This window comes from Actinomadura viridis, from assembly GCF_015751755.1.
Lineage (GTDB): Bacteria > Actinomycetota > Actinomycetes > Streptosporangiales > Streptosporangiaceae > Spirillospora > Spirillospora viridis.
This window is the reverse complement of the sequence record NZ_JADOUA010000001.1, coordinates 5726503-5749012: the sequence shown is the minus strand read 5'-3', so window position 1 is coordinate 5749012 and position 22510 is coordinate 5726503. Positions and strand designations below refer to the sequence as shown.

The 22510-nt window shown below is 72.1% G+C and carries 19 protein-coding genes and 4 tRNA genes; 14 read left to right on the top strand and 9 right to left on the bottom strand.

Translation table 11 applies throughout. The features are described from left to right. The first annotated feature begins 46 nt into the window (after positions 1-46). The 11 genes from IW256_RS26085 to IW256_RS26035 all read left to right on the top strand — a co-directional run bounded on the left by IW256_RS26085 (position 47) and on the right by IW256_RS26035 (position 8210). Complete coding sequence (locus tag IW256_RS26085; RefSeq protein ID WP_307829086.1) at positions 47-592, top strand: NUDIX domain-containing protein; 546 nt, start codon at positions 47-49, stop codon at positions 590-592. A gap of 59 nt (positions 593-651) precedes the next feature. Continuing rightward, positions 652-1500 carry an alpha/beta fold hydrolase gene (locus IW256_RS26080; protein ID WP_197013470.1) on the top strand — a complete coding sequence of 283 codons (849 nt, stop codon included), beginning with the start codon at positions 652-654 and terminating at the stop codon, positions 1498-1500. After that, entirely contained in the window at positions 1497-1919 is a 423-nt protein-coding gene (locus IW256_RS26075) for a nuclear transport factor 2 family protein (protein WP_197013469.1), read from the top strand. The genes IW256_RS26080 and IW256_RS26075 overlap by 4 nt, the downstream gene beginning before the upstream one ends. Positions 1920-2154: 235 nt before the next feature. Next, positions 2155-2240: transfer RNA gene (locus tag IW256_RS26070), tRNA-Ser, on the top strand. 4 nt (positions 2241-2244) lie between these two features. Beyond that, positions 2245-2317 (top strand) — tRNA-Met (locus IW256_RS26065). 25 nt (positions 2318-2342) lie between these two features. Then, positions 2343-2415: transfer RNA gene (locus IW256_RS26060), tRNA-Arg, on the top strand. 2 nt (positions 2416-2417) lie between these two features. Then, positions 2418-2490: transfer RNA gene (locus IW256_RS26055), tRNA-His, on the top strand. A gap of 181 nt (positions 2491-2671) precedes the next feature. Continuing rightward, positions 2672-5026 carry an NACHT domain-containing protein gene (locus IW256_RS26050; RefSeq protein ID WP_197013468.1) on the top strand — a complete coding sequence of 785 codons (2355 nt, stop codon included), beginning with the start codon at positions 2672-2674 and terminating at the stop codon, positions 5024-5026. A 726-nt stretch (positions 5027-5752) separates the two neighbouring features. Next, positions 5753-6520, top strand: coding sequence for a YqcI/YcgG family protein (locus IW256_RS26045; protein ID WP_197013467.1), 768 nt, complete (start codon positions 5753-5755; stop codon positions 6518-6520). Next, positions 6517-6903, top strand: coding sequence for a cupin domain-containing protein (locus IW256_RS26040; protein WP_231403928.1), 387 nt, complete (start codon positions 6517-6519; stop codon positions 6901-6903). Before IW256_RS26045 ends, IW256_RS26040 begins: the two co-directional genes overlap by 4 nt. Next, a complete protein-coding gene (locus IW256_RS26035) occupies positions 6900-8210 on the top strand; it encodes an APC family permease (RefSeq protein ID WP_197013466.1) in 1311 nt (436 codons plus the stop codon). Before IW256_RS26040 ends, IW256_RS26035 begins: the two co-directional genes overlap by 4 nt. A gap of 297 nt (positions 8211-8507) precedes the next feature. Here the strand turns inward: IW256_RS26035 and IW256_RS26030 are convergent, their stop codons facing one another. From IW256_RS26030 to IW256_RS26020, 3 genes are all read right to left on the bottom strand, one after another. Further along, positions 8508-9758 (bottom strand): RNA polymerase sigma factor, encoded by a 1251-nt coding sequence (locus IW256_RS26030; RefSeq protein WP_197013465.1) that lies wholly within the window; start codon positions 9756-9758, stop codon positions 8508-8510. 106 nt (positions 9759-9864) lie between these two features. Continuing rightward, the gene (locus tag IW256_RS26025) at positions 9865-10239 is read right to left on the bottom strand and encodes a YciI family protein (protein ID WP_197013464.1); all 375 of its coding nucleotides are present in this window, start codon (positions 10237-10239) and stop codon (positions 9865-9867) included. Between the two features lie 53 nt (positions 10240-10292). Continuing rightward, the gene (locus IW256_RS26020; RefSeq protein WP_197013463.1) at positions 10293-10436 is read right to left on the bottom strand and encodes a hypothetical protein; all 144 of its coding nucleotides are present in this window, start codon (positions 10434-10436) and stop codon (positions 10293-10295) included. A gap of 423 nt (positions 10437-10859) precedes the next feature. Here IW256_RS26020 and IW256_RS26015 point away from each other — a divergent pair, with 423 nt between their 5' ends. Next, positions 10860-11900 (top strand): PRC and DUF2382 domain-containing protein, encoded by a 1041-nt coding sequence (locus tag IW256_RS26015; protein WP_197013462.1) that lies wholly within the window; start codon positions 10860-10862, stop codon positions 11898-11900. A gap of 159 nt (positions 11901-12059) precedes the next feature. Further along, the gene (locus IW256_RS26010; protein WP_231403927.1) at positions 12060-13895 is read left to right on the top strand and encodes a glycoside hydrolase family 3 protein; all 1836 of its coding nucleotides are present in this window, start codon (positions 12060-12062) and stop codon (positions 13893-13895) included. 55 nt (positions 13896-13950) lie between these two features. On the opposite strand, the gene IW256_RS26005 is transcribed toward IW256_RS26010, so the two are convergent. The 6 genes from IW256_RS26005 to IW256_RS25980 are packed head-to-tail and all read right to left on the bottom strand — an operon-like array spanning position 13951 to position 21012. Continuing rightward, complete coding sequence (locus IW256_RS26005; RefSeq protein WP_197013460.1) at positions 13951-14826, bottom strand: polysaccharide lyase family protein; 876 nt, start codon at positions 14824-14826, stop codon at positions 13951-13953. 2 nt (positions 14827-14828) lie between these two features. Continuing rightward, entirely contained in the window at positions 14829-16418 is a 1590-nt protein-coding gene (locus IW256_RS26000) for an alkaline phosphatase D family protein (protein ID WP_197013459.1), read from the bottom strand. A gap of 50 nt (positions 16419-16468) precedes the next feature. Continuing rightward, on the bottom strand, positions 16469-17287 hold the full coding sequence (locus tag IW256_RS25995) for a carbohydrate ABC transporter permease (RefSeq protein ID WP_197013458.1): 819 nt from the start codon (positions 17285-17287) through the stop codon (positions 16469-16471). Next, a complete protein-coding gene (locus IW256_RS25990) occupies positions 17284-18309 on the bottom strand; it encodes a carbohydrate ABC transporter permease (protein ID WP_197013457.1) in 1026 nt (341 codons plus the stop codon). The genes IW256_RS25995 and IW256_RS25990 overlap by 4 nt, the downstream gene beginning before the upstream one ends. Positions 18310-18325: 16 nt before the next feature. Continuing rightward, positions 18326-19645 carry an ABC transporter substrate-binding protein gene (locus tag IW256_RS25985; RefSeq protein WP_197013456.1) on the bottom strand — a complete coding sequence of 440 codons (1320 nt, stop codon included), beginning with the start codon at positions 19643-19645 and terminating at the stop codon, positions 18326-18328. Further along, positions 19642-21012, bottom strand: coding sequence for a Gfo/Idh/MocA family protein (locus IW256_RS25980; protein ID WP_197013455.1), 1371 nt, complete (start codon positions 21010-21012; stop codon positions 19642-19644). The genes IW256_RS25985 and IW256_RS25980 overlap by 4 nt, the downstream gene beginning before the upstream one ends. Positions 21013-21136: 124 nt before the next feature. Here IW256_RS25980 and IW256_RS25975 point away from each other — a divergent pair, with 124 nt between their 5' ends. Then, positions 21137-22279: an ROK family transcriptional regulator gene (locus tag IW256_RS25975; protein ID WP_307829085.1), complete on the top strand. Its 1143-nt coding sequence runs from the start codon at positions 21137-21139 to the stop codon at positions 22277-22279. The last annotated feature ends 231 nt before the right edge of the window (positions 22280-22510 follow it).

The window sequence follows — 22510 nt, the reverse complement described above, 5'->3', positions numbered from 1 at the left end:
GGTCAGATGGAGGTGTCCCTGAGACGAGCGAACGAGAGGGGGAGCGGTGAGCCGACCCGCGATCCGGAGGCTGACCTCCCGGGTGGTCTACGAGAACCGCTGGATGACGGTGCGCGAGGACGAGATCGAGCGGCTGGACGGATCGCGCGGCATCTACGGGGTCATCGACAAGAACGACTTCGCGGTGGTGATCCCGGCCGAGAACGGCGGCTTCCACATGGTGGAGGAGTACCGCTACCCGATCGGGCGCCGTACCTGGAACTTCCCGCAGGGGTCCTACCCGGACCGCCGTACGGGCGTCGTCCCCGAGGAACTGGCCCGGCACGAGCTGGCCGAGGAGACCGGGTTCCGCGCCGGGAAGATGACCGAGCTCGGCTACCTGCACGGCGCCCACGGCACCAGCTCGCAGGGGTTCCACGTGTTCCTGGCCACCGATCTCGTTCCCGGGGAGAGCGCCCGGGAGCCGGAGGAGCAGGACATGCGGCAGCGGTTCGTCACCCGCGCGGAGTTCAAGGAGCTGATCCGCGCGGGCACGATCACCGACGACTCGACCGTGGCCGCGTACACCCTCCTGCTCCTGCACGAGGAGTGAGCCCCGCCTGACGTCAACCAAGGTTGACACCGGCCGGGATGTCAACCTACATTGACGCCATGAACGCGGGCATCCTCACCATGACCGACGCCAGGCTCCACTACGAGATGCTGGGTTCCGGCCCGCCCCTCCTGCTCGTCCCCGGCGGGAACGGCGACGCCGGCGTCTACACGGCGGCGGCCCGGACGCTCACCGCGCACTTCACGGTCGTGACCTACGACCGCCGCGGCCACTCCCGCAGCCCCCTGACCGGCCCGCCCGGCGAGGAACGCGTCGAGCGGCACGCCGAGGACGCGCACACGCTGCTCACCGCCATCGGTGCCGGGCCCGCGCACGTCTTCGGCAGCAGCTCCGGCGCGCTCATCGCCATGGAACTGGCCGCCCGCCACCCCGGCCGCGTCCGCACCGTGATCGCGCACGAGCCGCCCGCCGTCGGGCTCCTTCCCGACGCCGGACGCTGGCACGCCCTCTTCCGGGAGGTGCACGACCTGTACGTGCGCGAGGGCACGCCGCGCGCCATGCACAGGTTCAGCACGGAGACCGGCCTGAACGCCCCGCCGCCCGATCCCGCCGGCCTGCCACCGGAGAGCCGCGCGACGATGGCACGCGTCGTCGCCAACCTGGAGGTCTTCCTCGGCCGCGAACTGCGCTCGTTCGCCCGCCACACGCCCGACCCGGCCGCCCTGGACGGGATCACCCTCGCCGGCGGCGTGGACTCGCGCGGGACGATGCCGTACCGCGTCGCGGCGCTCCTGGCCGAGCGCCTCTCCACGCCCCTGGTCGAGTTCCCCGGCGGCCACACCGGCTACCTGGACCATCCCCGCGCGTTCGCCGAGACCCTTCACCGCACCCTTTACCTCCGAGGTCATCGACCCGCCCGCACCCGCCCTGCCATCCTGGACGCATGACCGCACAGACCCGTGAGACCGTTCAGAGGCTCCTGCACGCGTTGGCCACCGGAGAGGACGCCGCCGCCCTGTTCGCCGAGAAGGTGGACTGGCGGCTGGACTGGCCGGAGGAAGGGCACCCGGCGGTCCCCTGGATCCGTCCCCGCGGCACGCGCGAGGAGGCCGCCGCGCACTTCCGCGAGTTGCGGGCCCACCACGTCCCCGAGAAGGACGCCTCCCAGGTGCACCGGGTCCTCGTGGACGGCCAGGACGCCGTGGTCCTGGCGACCATCGCCCAGACCGTCCGCGCCACCGGCCGCGAGTACACCGCGCATTGCGCGCTGCACCTCACCGTCGAGAACGGCGTCATCACCCGCTACCACGTCTATGAGGACAGCCTGTCGGTGGCCACCGCCCTCACCGCATCACCGAGCCATTAGCGCTTCCTCGGATTCTCTCGAAAAACGCGTTGCGCCGGCGCAATCCGTCCGGCACAGTAAGGATCGTCCGCAGCGAGAGGCCGGTACCCGGCCGGAGAGAGGAGAAATGATGGGCCGCCGAATGCGCAGTCATCGCCTCTCCGGCTCCGGGAGCCGTCGCCGGCGGATGTGATCTGCACATCCTGTGCGTGCGCCGCCCGCGGACCCGGTCCGCAGGGCGGCTTTCTTTTTCCTTGGAGGGTTGGCCGAGCCGGTAAGGCAGCGGCTTGCTAAGCCGTCGTCAGGGGCGACCCTGCGCGAGTTCGAATCTCGCACCCTCCGCTCGGGCGGGTAGGAACGCTGGCGCGTTCGGCGGCCTCATAAACCGCTGCAGGTGGGTTCGATTCCCACACCCGCCACGAGAGTTTCCCACTCTCTTGGCAAGTCTCCGTGGCGCAGGGGAAAGCGCGTCGGGTTGCGGACCCGAAGGCCGCAGGTTCGAATCCTGCCGGAGACACGGTGACCGTGGTGTAGTGGTCTGCACACCAGGTTGTGGCCCTGGAGGTTCACGGTTCGATCCCGGGCGGTCACCCTTTCCCGCGTTGGCCGCACGCTCCCACCTGACCCGGTATCCGCGGGTGTCGTGCTGTTCGGGTGCAACCCGGTGACCCTCTCCTTTTCGGGCTGGCTACAGGGTGGTTTTGGGGGGTCAGGAAAGGTCTTTGTGGACCTTTGTCAGCGTGGTCCCAGGTGTTGGCGTCAAGATGGCGACCATGGGTAGGGGCAAGGGCTGGTGGCCGTGGCTGGCGGTCTTGGCGGCAGTGGCCGGGGTGCTGGTGCTGGCCGGGCTGACCTTCGCACCGGTGTTCGACAAGGGCAAGGCCGGGGTGGGGGAGGCGGCGGACCTTGCGCAGTTGACCGGGGGGCTTTTGCTGGCCGCCGCGGTCGCCCTGGTCGGCACGGTGCGGTGGGCTCGGCACCGTTCCCGCCGGCTTGGCACCGCCGTACCGGCCGCGGACACCCTGACACAGGCCAAGGAGTTGCTGGCCGAGCTGGTGGACCAGCAGTGGAAGGAGGAGGCGCGGCTGCGGTCGCTGGACGACCCCGATCCGATCCCGGTGCGGTGGCGGACCCCGGACGCGGCCGAGTTGATGGACCATGCCGTCAACATCGATCCCTCCGCCGTACCGGCCGGTGCACGTGCGGGTGCGCCGGCGCGGTTGTGGTGGGCGGCCTCCAGCGCCGACATCGGCGCGCTGGCCGACCGGTTCCGCCGCACCCGGCGGCGCCGGCTGGTGATTCTGGGCGGACCGGGCACCGGCAAGACCACCCTGGCGCTGCAACTGCTGCTGCACCTGCTGGCAACCCGCACCGCCGAAGAGCCGGTCCCGGTGTTGCTCCCGGTGGCCGGCTGGGACACCCGGCGCCACCCCCGCCTGCAAGACTGGATCGCCGACCGGCTGACCGGCGACTATCCGGCGCTGCGCGCACCGGAACTGGGCACCGAGGTGGCACGGACCCTGGCCGGGCGCGGCCACATCCTGCCGGTCCTGGACGGGCTGGACGAGCTGCCCCCACCCGCCCAGAACGCGGTGATCGCCGCGCTGAATCGTTCCCTGGGCGGGGACGACCAGCTCATCCTCACCAGCCGCACCGCCGAGTTCACCGCCGCGATCAGCGCCGCCGGGGACGTGATCACCTCCGCCGCCGTGCTGGAACCACGCCCGCTGACGCCCGAGGCCGCCGCCGACCACCTCACCCGCTGCCTGCCGCCTGCCCCTGGGCCGGCCTGGCAGCAGACCCTGACCGCGCTGCGCGCCACACCCCCGCCCGACCAGACCCCGCCCGGCCAGGCCCACCGGCCGGCGGCCGCACTGGCCGAACTCACCGCCACCCCACTGGGACTGTGGCTGGTCCGCACCGTCTACACCGCGCCGGGCGCCGACCCCACCCCACTGACCGACCCGGACCGCTTCCCCACCCCCGCCGCGCTCCAGGCCCACCTGTTCGACCAGCTCATCCCCGCCGTGATCACCACCCGACCCCCAGGTGACAACGCCGCCGAACCGTTCCGCCCCCGCCGCCGTCACGACCCCGCCCAGGTCCGCCACTGGCTGGGATACCTGGCCCACCACCTCACCACCCAACCCGCCCCCGGCGACCACGGCGGTCAGGGCACCCGCGACCTCGCCTGGTGGCGACTGGCCGCCACCACCCACACCTTCACCTCCGCCCCACGACTCACGCTCACCGTCACCACCACCCTCACCACCGGACTCCTGGTGGCGCTCATGTTCTGGTTCCCGGTCGGGCTCACGTTCAAGGGGCTCGCGATCGGGGTCGCGGTCGGGCTCGTGTTCGGTCTCGCGGCCGGGCTCACGGTCGGGCTCACGGCTCCGTCATGGACGAAAGACTCACCCGGATACGCCGACCTGCGCATCCGCCGACGCTCGGCCGCCCTCGCACGCAACATCGCGGCCAGGCTCCCGCTCGGGCTCGCGGTCGGGCTCGCGGCCGGGTCTGCGGTCGCGGCCGCGTTCGGGCTCATGCTCGGGCTCGGGGTCGTGCTCGGGGACGGGCTCGGGGTCGGGCTCATGTTCGGGCTCGTGTTCGGGCTACCGCTCGCGCTTGCGCTGGGGATCATGGCCTGGGCAGCGACGCCGACGCAGACCCACCACGCCACCACACCGATGAGCAGCTGGCGCACCGACCGGAGACTGAACATGCTCCGCTTCACCACCATCACCCTCTTGGTTGTGCTCACGGTCATCCTCGTGGTCGGGCTCGTGGTCGGGCGCGAGGATGGGCTCATGGTCGGGCTCGGGGTCGGGCTCTTGTTCGGACTCGCGGTCGGGCCCGCGTTCGGGCTCTTGTTCGGGCTCGCGGTCGGGCTGGCGTTCGGAGAACACCGAGCCTGGTGGGCCTACCTGATCACCACCTGGAAACTGTCACGGGCCGGACACCTGCCACGCCGACTGATGCCCTTCCTGGACGACTGCCACCGCCTCGGCCTGCTACGCACGATCGGCCCCTACTACCAGTTCCGCCACGCTGAACTCCACGATCACCTCGCCGCAACCCACCCGCCCTTGGACAACACCGGCCGACGCCACCGCCGCCCCACCTGAACGGCCACACCAACGCCGCCCTCACCTGTGGTCTGCACGCCAGGTTGTGGCCCTGGAGGGAACGATTCGATCCCGGGCGGCCACCTCTTCCCGCGCTGGTCGCTCGTCCTCCCGGAGGCTCGGAGGCTCGGAGGCTCGGAGGCCCGGCGGCTCGCTGGATGCTCTGGGCGCCCTGGGCGCCGCTTGCGGGCTTCGTTGGCATGGTCCAAAACCGGCCACGGGCGAGCGCCCGGAGCGGATTTCGGGGCGGTCTCCCCGGCCGGGCGGTCATGGTCGCGACTGCGATAGGTAGCGGCGCGGTTTCCGGCCGTGCCGGGCGGGCTCGCGGAAACTGCCAGGGCGGTGGCCCGGAGTTCGGAAGTATTTCGATTCGCGCTGATCAGATGAACGGCTCGCGGCCGGTCGCGATCCGTGTGATGGCCGTTACCAAACGTGGGCCCGGGGTCGGCAACGGCCGATCGCTCAATGTTTGACAATTCGGGTCGACTGTATTGGGCAGAATTCTCATATGGTGGCCAGGAAATCCGTCCTTGCCTTCGCCAGGGGCCGCAGGTAGCATCCGTGACCGGCAGGCCGATTTTGGCAGGTCACATATTCGAAGTAATGGCCTTCAAGATCTTTTACTGCTCTTTCCATTCTTTCCCGCCTGTGGCGAAGGGCGTTTCGCATGCCCTCTCCCGGTGGCAATCAACCCGTTGGTAAGGCATTCCGGATGCACGGAGATCAATGGTGTCTCGATTTACCCTCCCCCCGGACCCGTGGCCGCGCCTGGTCCACCCGTCGGAGACGGCCCATCGCAGCGGATGGGAACTGGACGCCGCGGAACGGTTCGCGGCCCGGATGTTCGACAAGGACCAGCCGTTCCCCTGCGTCTTCGGCGTGGACGCGCTGCGCCGGGGCACCCTGCGGCTGAGCTTCATCGGCAACACCGACACCGAGGCGGAACTGGCGGCCACGCTGGAGGAGTTCGTCCTGGCCGCGCCCGAATTGGGAAAGCGGACGTCGCTGGTCGCCTTCTTCGAGCCGTCCCCCGGCCTGCACAGCCTCGACGACTACTCCCGCTACTTCTGGAACCTTCTCGGCGGCCTGCGCGAGGCCGACGGCCGGCCGTGGCCGGTGGACATCTCGCAGGACACCGAGGACCCGCACTGGGAGTTCTGCTTCGCCGGAATGCCGCTGTTCATCGTGGCCAACACGCCCGCGCACCGGCGGCGGGCCAGCCGCCACTTCGAATACTTCACGATCACGTTCCAGCCCCGGTTCGTCTTCGACGACATCGCGGCGACCACCCCGCAGGGGCGGAACGCGCGCAAGATCGTCCGGGGACGCCTCCGCGAGTACGACGCGGTGCCGCCCGCCGCCCAGCTGGCCAGCTTCGGCGATCCCGGGACGCGGGAGTGGACGCAGTACTATCTGGACGACGATAATCGTCCGATTCCATCGGACGTCAAATGCCCGCTTCATATGGCGTCGCGCGACGGAGAAGGCTCATGACCATTCGTTTCGACACCGCGGCGGTGCCGCCGCTCCCCGGCGAACTGAAGGGGCTGCTGCCGGAACAGGGCAGCTTCGAACTGCAGAACGACCAGGCCGGGAAACTGCACGACTGGCACCGGCACGACCTCGATGAGGAACTGTTCGTCATCGCCGGGGACGTCCGCCTCTTCTGGGACGACGGCGGGCGGTACCAGGAGCGTCAGTGCGCGTCCGGGACGTGGATCACGCTGCCTGCCGGCACCGTGCACGGCTCGCTGGCGGGGTCGGACGGAGCGGTCTACATGATCCGGCCGGAGAAGGGCAGGACCGCGCGGACCACCTTCCTGGACGCCGCCGACCACCCCTTCCCCTCCCCGCGGCCGGCCACGGACCGCGCGTGACGGAGACGGGGCGGCTCGAACCGCCCGCCGAGAACACCGAGAACGCGAAGCAGGCGGAGGCCGCGAGGCTCCAGGGGCATCTGCGGCTTCCGTCCGCCGTGGCGCTGGCCATCACCATCATCGTGGGCAGCGGAGCCCTGGTGACGCCGGGGATCGCCTTCCAGCGGGCGGGCGAGGCGGCGCTGTACTCGTGGATCGCGGCCGCCGTGCTCACCCTGCCGCTGCTGGTGATGTTCGCCAAGCTGGGGGCGGCCCATCCGGGCGCCGGCGGGATCGCCGGCTTCACCCAGGCCGCCTTCGGGCGCCACGCGGGGGCCGGGGTCGAGCTGCTGCTGATGGGGACCTTCGGGCTGGGCATTCCCGGTATCGCGCTGACGGGTGCCAACTACCTGAGGGCGATACCGGGGCTGTCCGGCCTTCCGGTCTCCCTCGGCGCGGCGATCCTCCTGGTCGCCGCGGCGGGCGTGGTGTTCACCGGTGTGCGGCTGTCCGCCAGGGTCCAGCTCGTCCTGGCGCTGGTCCTCACGATCGCGCTGCTGGCCATCGGGTTCGCCGGGACGGTCCGCGGGGCGCCGCTGGAGCACGTGCCGCCGCCGGACGGGGCGACGCTGGAGGCCGCGGTGCTGGCCATCGGCCTGATCTTCTTCGCCTTCACCGGCTGGGAGATGATCACGTTCACCACCGAGGAGTACGTCGACCCGCGGCGCGACTTCCCCCGCGTGCTGGTGCTGTCGTTCGTCATCGTGGTGACGATGTACCTGCTGCTGGCCTGGGCCGTGCAGGCGCATCTGCCCCGGGACGCCGACACGACGGCCAGCGCACCCGTGCAGGCCCTGGTCGAGGGCTTCGCGTCCTCCGCGGCGCCCCTGGTCTCGGTGCTCGGCGTGGTCATCATCGCGGCGAACCTGGTGGGCGCCATCTGGGGGGCGTCCCGGCTCGTCATGTCGAGCGCCCGCGAGGGGCTCCTGCCGCCCGTGCTCGCCCGGGTGAACGGCGCCGACAACCCGCGGCAGGCGGTCGCCGCCTGCGCCGCGGGGTTCCTCGCCGTGATCGCCGCGAGCGCCGTGGGCTGGACGTCCCTGAGCGACCTGCTCACCATCGCCGGGCAGAACTTCTTCCTGATCTACGTCATCTGCTCGGCGGGCTACCTGTGGCTGTTCCCCGGGGGGCACCGGATCTTCGGTGTCCTGGTCACCGCCGTCCTCGCCGCCATCGCGGTCACCTTCGGCCCGCTGCAGCTCGCCTATGCCGCGGTGCTCGTGGTGCTGGGCGTGGTCCTGTCACGGCTGCGCACGCGAACGCGGTGACGGTTCGCCCCCTGCGCGAGGCGGTCTGGCCCGCCCGCGCAGGGGCCACACGGCGGAACCTCCGCGACCCTCACGTGCCCATGCGGCCAGCCCGAAGGCCATGAACGCCGCGCCGACCGCCGGGACCGCGACCCATCCGCTGGACCGCTGGGCCGCCGTGCCCGCCGCGGAGCCGGTGACGCCCCCGAGGGTGGAGAACGTCATGCACACCGAGGCGGCCCGCGACGCCGGCCAGCGCGAACAGGCCGATCTCCGCCCTGCCGTACTGCCGATGTCCGTCCGCTCGTTCGGTGCGGGTCACTGCTCGGAGCGGGCGAGGAACAGGGTCTGTTCTCGTTCGTTGCGGGTGAGTTGGGCGGCGCGCCGGAACTCCTCGCGGGCCTCGTCCAGGCGGCCCAGCCTTTCGAGCAGGTCGCCGCGGACGGCGGGCAGTTGGGGATAGTTGCTGAGGGCACGCTCCTCCAGCAGGGCCTCCACGATCTCCAGGCCGCGGGCCGGGCCGTAAGCCATGCTCACCGCGACCGCGCGGTTCAACTCCACGACCGGGGAGGGGGCGACGTGGGCGAGCAACCGGTAGAGGGCGGCCATCCGTTCCCAGTCGGTGTCCTCGGCCGTCGCCGCGCGGGCGTGGCAGGCGGCGATCGCGGCCTGTAGCCCGTACGGACCGAGCGTGCCGAGCGCTTCCGCGTGGGCGAGGGCCTCCAGCCCCCGGCGGACCAGCAGGCGGTCCCATAGGCTCCGGTCCTGGTCGAGGAGCAGTACGGGCTCGCCGCCCGGGCCCGTCCTGGCACGGATCCGGGACGCCTGGATCTCCATCAGGGCGACCAGGCCGTGCACCTCGGCCTCGTCCGGCATGAGGCCGGCCAGGACGCGGCCCAGCCGCAGCGCCTCCTCGCACAGCGACGGGCGCATCCAGTCGTCGCCGGCGGTCGCCGAGTATCCCTCGTTGAAGATCAGGTAGATGACCTCCAGAACGGAGGCGAGCCGGGCGGGGAGCTCGTCCGGCGGGGGCAGCTCGATCCGCACCCGCTTGTCGGCGAGGGTGCGCTTGGCTCGGAAGATCCGCTGCCCGACGGTCGGGTCCGGTACGAGGAAGGCCCGTGCGATCTCCTGCGTCGTCAGGCCGCCCAGCAGGCGCAGGGTCAGCGCCGCCCGCCCCTCGGGCCGCAGCACGGGGTGGCAGGCGGTGAACAGCAGGCGCAGCAGGTCGTCGCCGATGTGGTCGGCGAGGGCGTCGTCCAGTTCGGCCTCGGCCGACTCCTGGCGTAGCTCCAGGTCCCGGCCGATCTCGGCGAGCTTGTCGGCGTACCGGGCGTTGCGGCGGATCAGGTCGATCGCCCGGTGCTTGGCGGTGAGCATGAGCCATGCGCCCGGGTTGTCCGGCACGCCGTCTCGAGGCCACTGCTCCAGTGCGGCGACCAAGGCGTCCTGAGCCAGTTCCTCGGCCAGGCCGACATCGTGGACCAGCCTGGCCAGGCCCGCTATCACCCGGGCGGACTCGATTCGCCATACCGCCTCGACCGTCCGGTGCGGGTCGCCACCTGTCATGGCCCGATCCAACCACCTGGGAACCCGCGACCGCACCCGCGATCGAGTGCGCCCCCGGCCAGGTCTCCTGGCCGGGGGCGTCAGCTCGGTGAGCCGGCGGGAGGGGTCACGCGGGGGCGGTGAAGTCCTCGGGGCCGAAGACGCGCAGCATGTCCGCCTCACCCTCCCAGCCCTTCCAGTGGTCACGGTGGACCTTCAGGAAGCGGGAGGTCCACTCGACGGCCTCCTCCTTGGAGCGGACCTCGAACAGGGCGTAGCTGATCAGCTCCTTGGCCTCGGCGAACGGGCCGTCGGTGATGCTCAGCGCACCCCCGGTGAGGGTGACCCGCGCACCCTCCGAGCTGGGGGCCAGTCCGGCGGTGTCGAGCAGGGCACCGGACCTGGTCGCCTCCTCCCCGAGCTTGGCGATGGCCTCCATCAGGTCGGCGGGCGGCGGGGTGGCGGGCTGGGCGGTGACACGGAGGATGATCATGTAACGCATGGCGGTCTCCTTCGATGGTGGTGTCGGACGAGCGTGTGGTCTGGGTACGGATCTCAGACGCGGGCGGGTGCGGCGCGCCGGTACAGGTGGATCGAAAGGGCCGACAGCCAGCTCCAGCTGGTCTCCCGCTCGCAGGCGGCCCGATGCGGGGCCCGCGGCGCGGTCCTCGGCGTGGTCCTCGTCCGCTGCTCGATCACGGCTTTCTCCTCACATGCCATGGGCCGGGTTACTGCCGCCCCTCTTGGCCCTCTGAGCACACTTCGAACGAGAAGACGCGGATTCGACAGTCCGGCCGGATTTTTCTCGGAAACTTTTCCGGCGGGTGGCGGGCGGCGGAGTTCTGCCTGATCAGACCGACCTGCACCCCCTCGCAGCGCGACGCGTCCGGCCGTGGGCGCCGTCGCCGGAAGGGCGCCCCGGGAACCCTTTGCCAAGCCTGTTCGATCACGGCGTTTGCCCTGGTCGGGAGCGGAAAGATTACGGGCTGTCATACCGCGTGACCATGGGGACTGGGACGGCCCGTCCGGCTGCCGCCGGGGTGGAGAGCCGTCACGCCCTCCGCCGGACCCGGTGCGCGAGAGGACGCCGGCGGACGTCATGGGGAACAGGGGTGGTGCCGCGTGCAGACGAAGACGGACTTCAAGGACCTGATGGACCGCGAGGTCACCGACCGATTCGGGCACCGGGTCGGAACGGTCAAGCAGGTCTATCTCAACGACGTCTCGGGCGAGCCCGAATGGGTCAGGGTCCACATGGGCCGGTTCGGGGCCAAGGAGAGCTTCGTCCCGCTGGCCGAGTCCCGCCGCACCGAGGACGCGGTCCAGGTGCCGTTCGACAAGGACAAGGTCAAACGCGCCCCCCGCATCGAGGCCGACCAGCACCTGTCGCGGGAGCAGGCGGCCCGCCTCTACCGCTACTACGGGCTGCGCGCGCCGGTGGGCCGGCAGACCACCCCCGGGCGTCCCGGCCCCGTCCGCGAACGTGCCAGGCCCGCGGGCGAGGGCGAACGCGACAGGCGCGCCCGGGAGCAGGCACCCGGGACGGACGCGGCGGCCAGGACGGACGCGGCCCGACCGGACGCCAGGCCCAAGCCCGAGACGCTGCGCACCGCGCACGGCAAGGTGGCCGGGGAACGCGGCGTCAAGGGGACCGCGGCCGCGGCGCCCGAACGCGGCGAGCGGGCCGTCCGGGAGCCGGCGGCGCCGGGCGGGCGTGACGCGACCTCGCTCGCGGACGAGGGCATGATCGAGATGACCCTGTCCGAGGAGCGGCTGAGGGTCGGCACCGAGCGGTGCGCCGCCGAGCGGGTGCGGCTGCGCAAGGTCGTCGAGGTGGAGCGGGTCGAGCGGACCGTGCCCGTCTACCGCGAGGAGCTGCGGATCGAGCGCGAGCCGATCCCGGAGGGTGAGGCGCGGTCGGCGGCGTCCGGCGGGACCGGCATCGGCGAGTACGAGCGCGAGTTCATCCTGCACGAGGAGCGCCCGGTGGTCAGCAAGGAGACCGTCGCGGTGGAGCGGGTCCGGGTGCGGGCCGAACGCGTCGCCCGCGAGGAGATCGTGCACGAGGAGGTCCGCAAGGAGCGCATCGACGTGGCCCACGACGAGGACGGCACCGCGCCGCGCGCCCCGATGGTCCAGGAGAAGCGCGGGCGGCGTCTCTGAGAGGACGCCCGGTGCGGGGCCCCGGCCGACCCGGCCGGGGCCCCGCCGGCGTTCGCGAAAGTTTTTCACGCCTATTGCCGAGGGGGCAGGAGCGACCTACGTTGCAGGGGACGGCGGGGGGAACGCAATCGGCCCGATGAGCCCCGAGCGGAGGCGATGATGCACCGCAGCCCACCCCGGTTCCTCGCACTCGGCCTGCTGACCGCGCTCCTGGTGACCGCCGCGGGCGGCGGCGCGGCGGCGGACGCCACCACCGACTACCTGGACCCCGGCCGTTCCGTCCGGGACCGCGTGGACCGGCTGCTGTCCCGCATGAGCCTGGACGAGAAGATCGGCCAGATGACCCAGGCGGAACGGCAGAACGTCACCCACGACGACATCACCCGCTACCGGCTCGGGTCGCTGCTGTCGGGCGGCGGGTCGGTGCCGTCGCCCAACACCCCCGAGGCGTGGGCGGACATGTACGACGGCTTCCAGCGGGCCGCGCTGGCGACGCCGCTGCGCGTCCCGCTCGTGTACGGGGTGGACGCGGTGCACGGCCACAACAACGTGGTCGGCGCGACGATCTTCCCGCACAACATCGGGCTCGGCGCCACCCGCGACCCCCGGCTGGTCCAGCGGATCGGCGCCGCGACCGCCGAGGAGGTCTCCGGCACCGGCGTCGACTGGAACTTCGCCCCGTGCCTGTGCGTGGCCCGCAACGACCGGTGGGGCCGCACGTACGAGTCGTTCGGCGAGGTGCCCGAGCTGCCCGCCGCGATGTCCTCCATCGTCACCGGCTTCCAGGGGCCCCGGCTGGGCGGGCCCGCCTCGGTGCTGGCCACCGCCAAGCACTACATCGGGGACGGCGGCACCACCGGCGGCACCGACCAGGGCGACACCCGGGTCTCCGAGGCCGAGCTGCGCCGGATCCACCTGCCGCCGTTCCAGGCCGCGCTGCGCCGCGGCGCCGGCTCGGTGATGATCTCCTACAGCTCCTGGAACGGGGTCAAGCTGCACGGCCACAGGTACCTCATCACCGACCTGCTGAAGAAGGAGCTGGGCTTCACCGGCCTGGTGGTCTCCGACTACAACGGGATCGACCAGATCGACGGGCAGCCCGGCTTCACCGCCGAGGAGGTCCGTACCGCGATCAACGCGGGGATCGACATGGTGATGGTCCCGAGCGAGTGGCGCCGGTTCATCGCCACGCTGAAGGACGAGGTCGAGGCCGGCCGGGTCCCGATGGCCCGGATCGACGACGCCAACCGCCGGATCCTGACCAAGAAGTTCGAACTGGGGCTGTTCGAGCGCCCGCTCACCGACCGCCGCTACCTGCGCACGGTGGGCAGCGCGGAACACCGCGCGCTGGCCCGGCAGGCCGTCGCCGCCTCCCAGGTCCTGCTGAAGAACCGGGGGAACGTGCTCCCGCTCGGCCGGGACCGCAACAAGATCTTCGTGGCCGGCAAGAGCGCCGACGACATCGGGATCCAGAGCGGCGGCTGGACGATCACCTGGCAGGGCTCGGCGGGGCCGATCACGCCGGGCACCACGATCCTCCAGGGCATCCGGCAGACCGCCGGTCCCTCCAGCACGGTCACCTACAGCAAGGACGGCACCGGCGTCGACGGCTCGTACAAGGCGGCCGTGGCGGTCGTCGGCGAGACGCCGTACGCCGAGTTCTTCGGTGACCGGCCCGGTGCGATGGGCCTGGACGAGGAGGACCTGGCCACGATCGCGCGGCTGCGGGCGTCGGGCGTCCCGGTGATCGTGGTGCTGGTGTCGGGCCGCCCGCTGGACGTCTCCGCCCAGCTGCCCGGCTGGGACGCGCTGCTGGCCTCCTGGCTGCCGGGCACCGAGGGGCGGGGCGTGGCCGACGTCCTGTTCGGGACCGTCCGCCCGACCGGGAAGCTGCCGGTGACCTGGATGAACGACGTCGGGCAGCAGCCGATCAACCGGGGTGACGGGCAGCGCCCGCTGTTCCCGTACGGCTACGGCCTCACCTACCGCCGCTGACCACCGGACGGGGCGGCGGCCCTGATCGGCGCCCGCCGCCCCGTCCGCGCGGGTCTCAGCGGGCGAAGACGCCGAGCGCGTCGTAGACGTGCCAGGAACCGGCCCGCTTATCGATGGTGAGGACGTTCTCTCCCGCCTTGAGCGCCCCCGCCGGGAGGGGCAGTTCGACATAGGACGGCTTGAGCGGGGTGCCGGGCAGCGTGGCGTCGCCTTCCAGAGAGCCCCGGGTGGCGCCGTTCTCCAGCTTGACCTCGCGTACGGGGGCGCCGTTGAGGGCGAGCTGGATCGTGCCGGGGTTGGAGGCGTGGGTGTCGACGAGCCAGATCGCCAGCCAGGTCTCGCCCGCCGGGACCGTTTCCAGGGGGAACCGGAAGGTGGCGCGGCTCGCCTTGCCACCGGCCCAGGAATCGGCCGGCCCCGGCTGGATGTAGGACCAGTCGGCCCCCGGGGTGCTCGTGCCGTGCGTGTAGTCGGCGCCCTCGGGGAACCGGGTGCGGTACTGGGCGTAATCCGCGGGGGCCAGCGCGAACTCCAGGCTCTTGTGGTCGAAGGAGCCCACGGTGGCCAGGGCCCGGCCGGAGACCGTGACCGACTCGGCGCTGTGCGCGGCGAGTTCCGCGGACGGCCGGCTACGGTTCCCGGCCGCGTCCACCACGACCACGCGGTAGTACCGGTCCTGGCGGCGACCGCCCATCCGGTCGTGGCTGAAGGAGGCGTAGACGGTCTTGCCCACGAGCGTCCCGGGGCCCGGTACGAAGCCCGGCTCGGGCGAGCCGTAGACGGCGTAGTGGTCGACCAGCGGCTCGTACGCCTCGCCCTCCCAGGACAGGCGGATGCGGCCGATCTCCGCGGTGGCGCGCAGGCCGGTCACCGGGCGGGGGCCGCGCGCGGCGGCGCCGAGGCCGAGGGCCGAACGGCGGGTGACGGACATCGTTACACCTCTCGGTTCAGGCCGGGGCGGCCGGCCTCGGTGACGAAGCGCGCCGCGGTGGCGACCGGGGCGCCGGGACGGGTGACGTAGGCGACGGTCCTGAACTCGGAGGTGAGCCGGGCCGGGGTGAGCGTGCAGCTCAGGTAGCCGCGGCGGGCGTTGTAGAGCTTGACGTGCGGGTTGGCCAGCCAGATCCGGCCGGTGGCGTCGGTCTCGGCCCCGTCGCCGTCGGAGCCGATCGAGCCGGTGACCAGCTCGGTGCCGACGGTGCGCGAACCGGGGTCGCGCCAGTCGGCCTTGAGCTCGGCGGCGACATGGCGGTGGATGTCACCCGACAGCGCCACCGGATTGGCGATCCCGTGCCGGGCGAAGGCGGACCAGAGCCGGTCCCGGTTGGCCGGGAAACCGTCCCACATGTCGTTGCTGTAGAGGTGTCCCGGGCCGGTGTCGCGGTCGATCTCCGCCATCACCACGCCCGTGCCCAGCAGGTTCCAGACGGCCTCGGACCTGCCGAGCCCGTCGTAGAGCCACTTCTCCTGCCGGGCGCCGAGGATCGTACGGCGCGGGTCGTGCCGTTCGGGGGAGTCGTCGATGACCTGCCCGGCGGGGTAGACGTCGCGGTACTGCCGGTTGTCGAGCATGTCGATCTGCGCCAGCCGCCCCCACCGGTACCGGCGGTACAGGGCCAGGTCCGGGCCCTCGGGACGCATGACGCTGCGCAGCGGGAGGTTCTCGTAGAACGCCCGGTACGCCACGGCCCGGCGGCGCAGGAAGTCGGCGGGCGGCACGCCGGTCTCCGACCAGTCGCCGGCGTGGTTGTTCTGCACCTCGTGGTCGTCGGTGGTGAACAGCCACGGCGCGGCGGCGTGCGCGGCCTGCAGGTCGGGGTCGGCCTTGAAGAGGGAGTAGCGCAGCCGGTGCTGCTCCAGGGTGTTGATCTCGACCGCGTGCTCGGGCCCGGGCAGCGGCACGCCCTGGCGCCACATGTTGGCCTGGGTGATGCCGTACTCGTAGATGTAGTCGCCCAGGAAGAGGACGAGGTCCGGGTCCTCCTGGGCCATGTGCCGGTAGGCGGTGAAGTGGCCGTGGTACCAGGCGGCGCAGGAGGCGGTCGCGAAACGCAGGACCCCAGGCGTCGTACGGGGGTCGGGCGCCGTGCGCGTACGGCCCACGGGGCTCAGCTCGGACCCGGCGCGGAAGCGGTAGAAGTACTCGCGTCCAGGCAGGAGACCGTGGACCTCGGCGTGCACCGAATGCGCCAGCTCAGGCGTCGCCAGGACCTGGCCCCGCCTGACCACGCGGGTGAACGCCTCGTCCTCGGCGACCTCGTACCGGACGGTGAAGGGGCGGCGCGGCATCCCGCCGTGCCCGTCGGCGGCCAGGGGCACGGGCGCCAGCCGCGTCCACAGCACCACGCCGTCGGGCAGGGGGTCGCCGGACGCGACGCCCAGCGTGAACGGATCGGCGGGCACCTTGCCGCCGGCGTCCTCCTCGGCCACGGCGTGGCCGGTGCCGGCCGCGAACGCCGCGGCGCTCACACCGGTCATCGCCAGGAACGACCGGCGCCGCGGGGCGGGCAGGGGTGATCTCATGCACGACTCCAGGGGGGAGAGGGATCAACGCGCGGTGAGCGGGGCCGCGGTCACTTGAGGCCGCCGGAGGTGAGACCGGCCACGATGCGGCGCTGGAAGGCCAGGACCACCAGCACCAGCGGCACGGTCACGATCACCCCCGCCGCCATCTGGGTGCCGAACGGCTGGTCGTAGCCGTGCTGGCCGGTGAACTGGGAGACGATCACGTTGGCGGTCTTCATCGACTGGTCGTTGACCATGCTCACCGCGATCAGGTACTCGTTCCACGCCACCACGAACGTGATGATCGCGGTGGTGAACACCCCGGGCGCGGCCAGCGGCAGGATGACCTTCCGGAACGCCTGCCCGGCGGTGCAGCCGTCCACCATGGCCGCCTGCTCCAGCTCGAACGGCAGCCGCCGGAAGAAGGCCGTGAGGTTCCACACCGCCAGTGGCAGCGCGAACGACAGGTTCGGCACCACCATGGCCTGGTAGCTGTTGATCCAGCCGATGTCGGTGAACAGCCGCAGCAGCGGGACGATCAGCAGGCTCCCCGGGAACATCGAGGTGGACACCACCAGCGCCAGCACGGTCCGCTTGAACCGGAACCGCAGCCGGGCCAGCGCGTACGCCGCCGTGGTCCCGACGATCAGGGTGAGCACGGTGGTGGTGCCCGCCACCACCACGCTGTTCCCGAGGGCCCGCACGAAGCCGTTCCCCGGCTGGAACACGGCCCGGTAGTTCTCCAGCGAGAACGGGCTGGGCAGCAGCGACATGTCCAGGATGTCGTTGGTGCGGCGCAGGCTGGAGACCACCATCCAGTAGAAGGGCGCCAGGCAGAACAGCGCCACCAGGACCGGCGACAACCGGTCGGCCCACCGCCGGATCACGCCTTCCCCTCCTTGCCACCCCTGGCAACGGCCTTGCCGTCATCCTTCGCTTCGCTCAGCATGTCGGGTTGCTTGTGGGGGGACGACCCCCCACGCCCCCTGGCAACGGCCTTGCCGTCATCCTTCGCTTCGCTCAGCATGTCGGCACCGAGAATCCTCACGAACACGAACGCGGCGACCGCGATGTACAGGAACAGGACGGTCGCGGTGGCGGCGGCCGGGCCGTAGCGGAGGTTCATGGCCTCGTCCCAGGCCAGCTGGGACAGCGTCTCCACCGACGGCTTGCGGGTGCCGATCATCACCTGCGGCAGGTCGAACATCCGCAGCGCGTCCATCATCCGGAACATCACCGCGACCAGCAGGGACGGCATCACCAGGGGCAGCGTGACGGAGCGGAGGCGCTGCCAGGCCCCGGCGCCGTCCACCCGCGCCGCCTCGTACACCTCGTCCGGGATCACCTGCAGACCGGCCAGAACCAGCAGCGCCACGAACGGCGCGGTCTTCCAGGTGTCGGCCAGGATGATCGCCAGCTTGGCCTCCAGGCCGCCGGCGGTCCACAGGATCTCCCGGCCGAGCACGGCGTTGGCCACCCCGTCCGCGGAGAAGATCCAGCGCCACAGCAGCGCGGAGATCGCGGTGGGGATCGCCCAGGGCACCAGCACGCCGGCCCGGAAGATCGCCCTGCCCCGGAACGCCCGGTGCATGAGCAGCGCCATCGCCAGTCCCAGCAGCGTCTCGATCGCGACCGTGGTGACCGTGAAGAACGTGGTGTTCCACAGCGCGGTCTGGAAGCGGTCGTTCCCGATCAGCGAGGTGTAGTTCGCCAGGCCGCTGAACCGCTCGGCCTCCACCACCAGGCCGTCGGCGTCCAGTTCCTCGGTGGTGCGGTGCAGCGAGTCCCACACCGCCGCCACGATCGGGAACGCGATCACCACGCCCAGCACGGCGAAGGTGGGGGACAGCAGGACGGCGGCGAGCCGCCCCTGCCCGTCACGGGAACGGGCGATGGTCGGAGTGCTCATGAGGACGGCCGGCCCGTCAGTCGGCCAGGCCCGACAGCGCGGCCTGCAGGTCGGCGGCGGCCTGGTCCACCGGCTTCTTCCCGGTGACGGCGGCGGTGACGTGGTCCTGGACGGCCGCGCTGACCTCGCTGTAGCGGATCGCCACGGGGCGTGGCTTGGCCGTCTCCAGGCTCTTCTTCATCACCGGCAGGTACGGGTACTGCTTGATCATCGCCGGGTCGTCGTAGAGCGCGGCGCGCGACAGCGGGAAGGACTGCTCCTTGCCGTACTCGCGCTGCACGTCCAGGCTCACGATGTACTGGATGAAGTCCCGGGACGTGGCCTGGTGCTTGGAGAAGGCCGACACCGACAGGTTGTTGCCGCCGAGCGTTCCCGAGCCGGGCCCGTCCTTGCCGGGCAGGGGCGCCACGTCGAACTTGCCGTTCACCTTGGAGGTGCCGTCCTTGGCGGAGGCCATCGCGTACACGTAGGCCCAGTTGCGGTGGAAGACCAGCCGGCCGTCCTGGAAGGCGCGGCGGCCTTCCTCTTCCTTGAGGGTGACGCCCTTGGGCGGGATGGTGCCGTTCTTGAACCCGTCCACCAGGAACTGGAGGCCGGCCTTGGCCTGCGGGGAGGTCACCTGCGGCTTGCCCTGGGCGTCGAAGACCTGGCCTCCGGCCGACTGCACCGCCTCGGAGTAGTTGACGGTGAGGCCCTCGTACTTGTCGTACTGGCCGGCGTAGCAGTCGGCGCCTTCGCCCTCGGGGGTCTTCTTCACCTTGGCGCAGGCGTCCTGGAGCTCGGCCCACGTCTGCGGCGGGCTCTTCACGCCCGCCGCCTTCAGCAGGTCCGTGCGGTAGTAGAGGATGCCGGTCCCGGTGAGCCAGGGCGCCGCGTACAGCTTGCCGCGGTACCTGCCCGTCTCGAGCGCGGCGGGGACGAACGTGGCGGGCTCCAGCTTCTCCTCCTGGAGCGGCAGCACCCAGCGGCGCGCGGCGAACTCGGCGGTCCAGACCGCGTCGAGCCGGATCACGTCGTAGGCGTCGGACTTGATCTGGGCGTTCTGCACCAGCTGCTGCCTGGTCTGGTCGCCGTCCTCGGGAAGCTCGATGATCCGCACCTGCTCGTCGGGGTGCGCGGCGTTCCACTTGCCGACGAGCTTCTGGATGGTGCCGGTCAGGTCCTTGCCGGTGGCGAACGTGATCGGCCCCCGGCCCTCGTTGGTCGAGGCGGCCGGTGACTTGGGCTCGCCGGATCCGCCGCAGGCGGCCAGCGCGAGCGCCAGGGCCGCCGTCACGGCGGGCACGGTCAGGGAACGGGCGAGCGGGGGCCGTCCCCCTGCGGATGTGGTCGTCATCGTCGCGTACCTTTCGCGGGGGGATGCGGGGAGCCGCCGCCGGCGGCTCGTGCGGGGGTGTCCACGGCTCGGGCGGGGCCGCCTGGCGGGGAGGCGATGTCGACGACCGTTCCCGCGCGGCGCGCGTGCTCGGCCGCCCACACCACGCGGTGCGAGTCCAGGCTCTGGCGGCCGTCGGAGCTGAGCGGGGACGGGTCGCCGGTGGCCAGCGCCTCGACGAAGGCGTCGGCCAGCGCCGCGTCGGCGGCGTCGTGCCGGCCGTCGGGCGCCTCGTGCTCGGATCCGGTGTCGAAGGTCTCCAGCTCGCCGGTGACGAAGTCGCGCAGCGAGATCCGCACGCCGTCGCCCTCCAGGCACCCGGCCGAGCCGAAGATCCGGGTCTGCCGCTGGGCGTACGGGGAGAAGGCGGTCACGGTGAAGGTCCCGGTCGCGCCGGAGGGGAACTCCATGTTCACGACCTGGTGGTCGACCACGTCGTTGTCGCAGGCGTACACGCAGCGCCCGTACGGGCCCTCGCGCAGCGCCGCCAGCACACCGGCCTCGGTGGCGTCGTGCGTGACCGCGCCCAGCGGCCAGCCCTCGCGCTCGGGATCGCCGAGGCAGGACAGGTAGAGCCGTTTCGCCGAGTACGCGCAGCCGGGTTCCAGCGGGCAGTCCAGGCAGCGGTCGGCGGCGCCGTCCGGGCGGTTCTCCGGGCGCAGGTGCGACAGCCGGCCGAACGAGGAGACCCGGGACGGCAGCTCGCCCATCACGTGGACGAGCCAGTCGACGTCGTGCACCGACTTGGTCATCAGCATCGGCCCGGACTCGTCCTCCCGGCGCCAGTTGCCGCGCACGTAGGAGTGGGCGTGGTGCCACCAGCCGACCGGCTCCAGATGCTGGACGCTGATCGGGGTACCGATCCGGCCCTCGCCGATGAGCCGCCGGATGAGCCGGGTATAAGGCGTATAACGGAGCACGTGACAGACGGCCAGCATGGTCCCGGCGCGCTCGACCGCCGCCACCACCCGTTCCGCGTCGGCCTCGGTGGTGGCCATCGGCTTCTCCAGCAGGATGTGGTAGCCCTGCCCGGCGAGCAGCACCGCGGGTTCGGCGTGCTCGGCGTCCTGGGTCGCGATGATCACCCCGTCGGCCAGCCGCCCGGACGCCTCCCGCGCGCCCGCCGCGACCAGCTCGCGCCAGCCGGGGAAGGCCCGCTCCGGCGGGATGCCGTGCTCGGCGGCGAACCGCTCGCGCCGTACGGGGTCGGGCTCGGCCACGGCGACCACCCGCCCCCGCCCGGAGGCCGGTACCCGGGCGGCGTAGGCGGAGCCGCGCAGTCCCGCCCCCACGACCGCGACCGAGGGTCCCGTGCTGTCCGCTGGCACCGTGCCGTCACCTGCCCTCTGACCTGCGCTCAGTATTACGAAAAGGTCTTTCGTAAGTAGGTTTGCAATAATGTCCCCGGTCCGCCGGTCCCTGTCAAGAGCCGATCTCCCATCAAGAGGTGCTGTGTCCGAAATATCCCTTCACGGGGGCGATCCCTCGGTACTGCGGCGGCTCAACTCCGCGGCCACGCTGCGCGCCCTGCGCGGCGGCGGCGAGCCGACCCTGAGCGAGCTGGCCCGGAAGGTCGGGCTGTCCCGGCCGACCACCGAAGGGGTCGTCACCGACCTGGCCGAACGGGGCCTGGTGACCGAGGTGGCGCCGCGCTCGGGCGCCGGCCTCGGCCGGCCCGCCCGCCGCTACCGCTTCCGCGCCGAGGCAGGGTACGCGCTGGGGCTGGACATCGACGCGCACTGGGTGCGGCTCTTCCTGGCCGACCTCAACGGCCGGGTCGTCGGCTCCCACCGCGCCGACCTGGACGTGGGCTGGCAGGCGCCCGAACGGCTGGCCGCCGTCCGCGCCGCGGTCAAGACCTGCCTGGCCGAGTCCGGGATCGAACGTTCGGCGCTGTGGGCGGTGGCCGCCGGCACCCCCGGCGTGGTGGCGCCCGACGGCACCGTCGCCTTCTGCACCGTCGTCCCGGACTGGCAGGGGCTCAACCTGGGACGCGAGCTGGGACGTTCCTTCTCCTGCCCCGTGTACGTGGAGAACGACGCCAACCTCGCCGCCATGGCCGAGCGCTGGCGCGGGGTGGCCGAGGACGCCGACGACATGATCTACGTGCTGGCCGGGCTGCACACCGGCGTCGGTGTGATCATCGGCGGCCGGCTGCACCGGGGCCGCCGTGGCGCGGCGGGCGAGATCGGCATGCTCCCCGAGCTGGGCCTGCGCGACACCACGGCGGCGCTGGCCGGGGCTCCGCTCCCCGCGCCCGGCACCGTGACGGGCGGGGCCGAGGCGGTCCTGGAGGCGGCGCGGCACGACGACCCCGAGGCGGTCGCCCTCGTGGAACGGCTCGCCACCCGGATGGCCCGCGGCGTCGCGGCGATGGCACTGGCCGTCGACCCCGAGACGATCGTGGTCGGCGGCGCCCTCACCCGGGCGGGCGGCCGGCTGGTGGACGAGCTGCGCCGCCGGGTACGCCCGCTGTGCCTGAGCCCCGTCCGGATCGAGTCGTCCGCCCTGGGCGACGAGGCCGTCGGCGTCGGCGCCGTCCGCCTCGCCCTCGACCGGATCGACGAGAACCTGTTCCGCATCGACCAGGGCTGACCGGCCGGGGCGGGGGGCGATCGGCCGCGGCGACCGGCCGGGGCCGGGGGCGACCGGCCGCAGCTGACCATCCGGGGCCGGGGAGAGCGGCCGGGGCCGAGGGCGGCCGGGCCTTCCACGGGTGGCCGAACGGGTCGTGACCAGGGAGTTCCCGCCCGGACGCCGGGGACACGCCGCCGAACGGGCGGAGATCGTTGACGGCGCCCCATGCGGCACTTAACGTCGCACCAA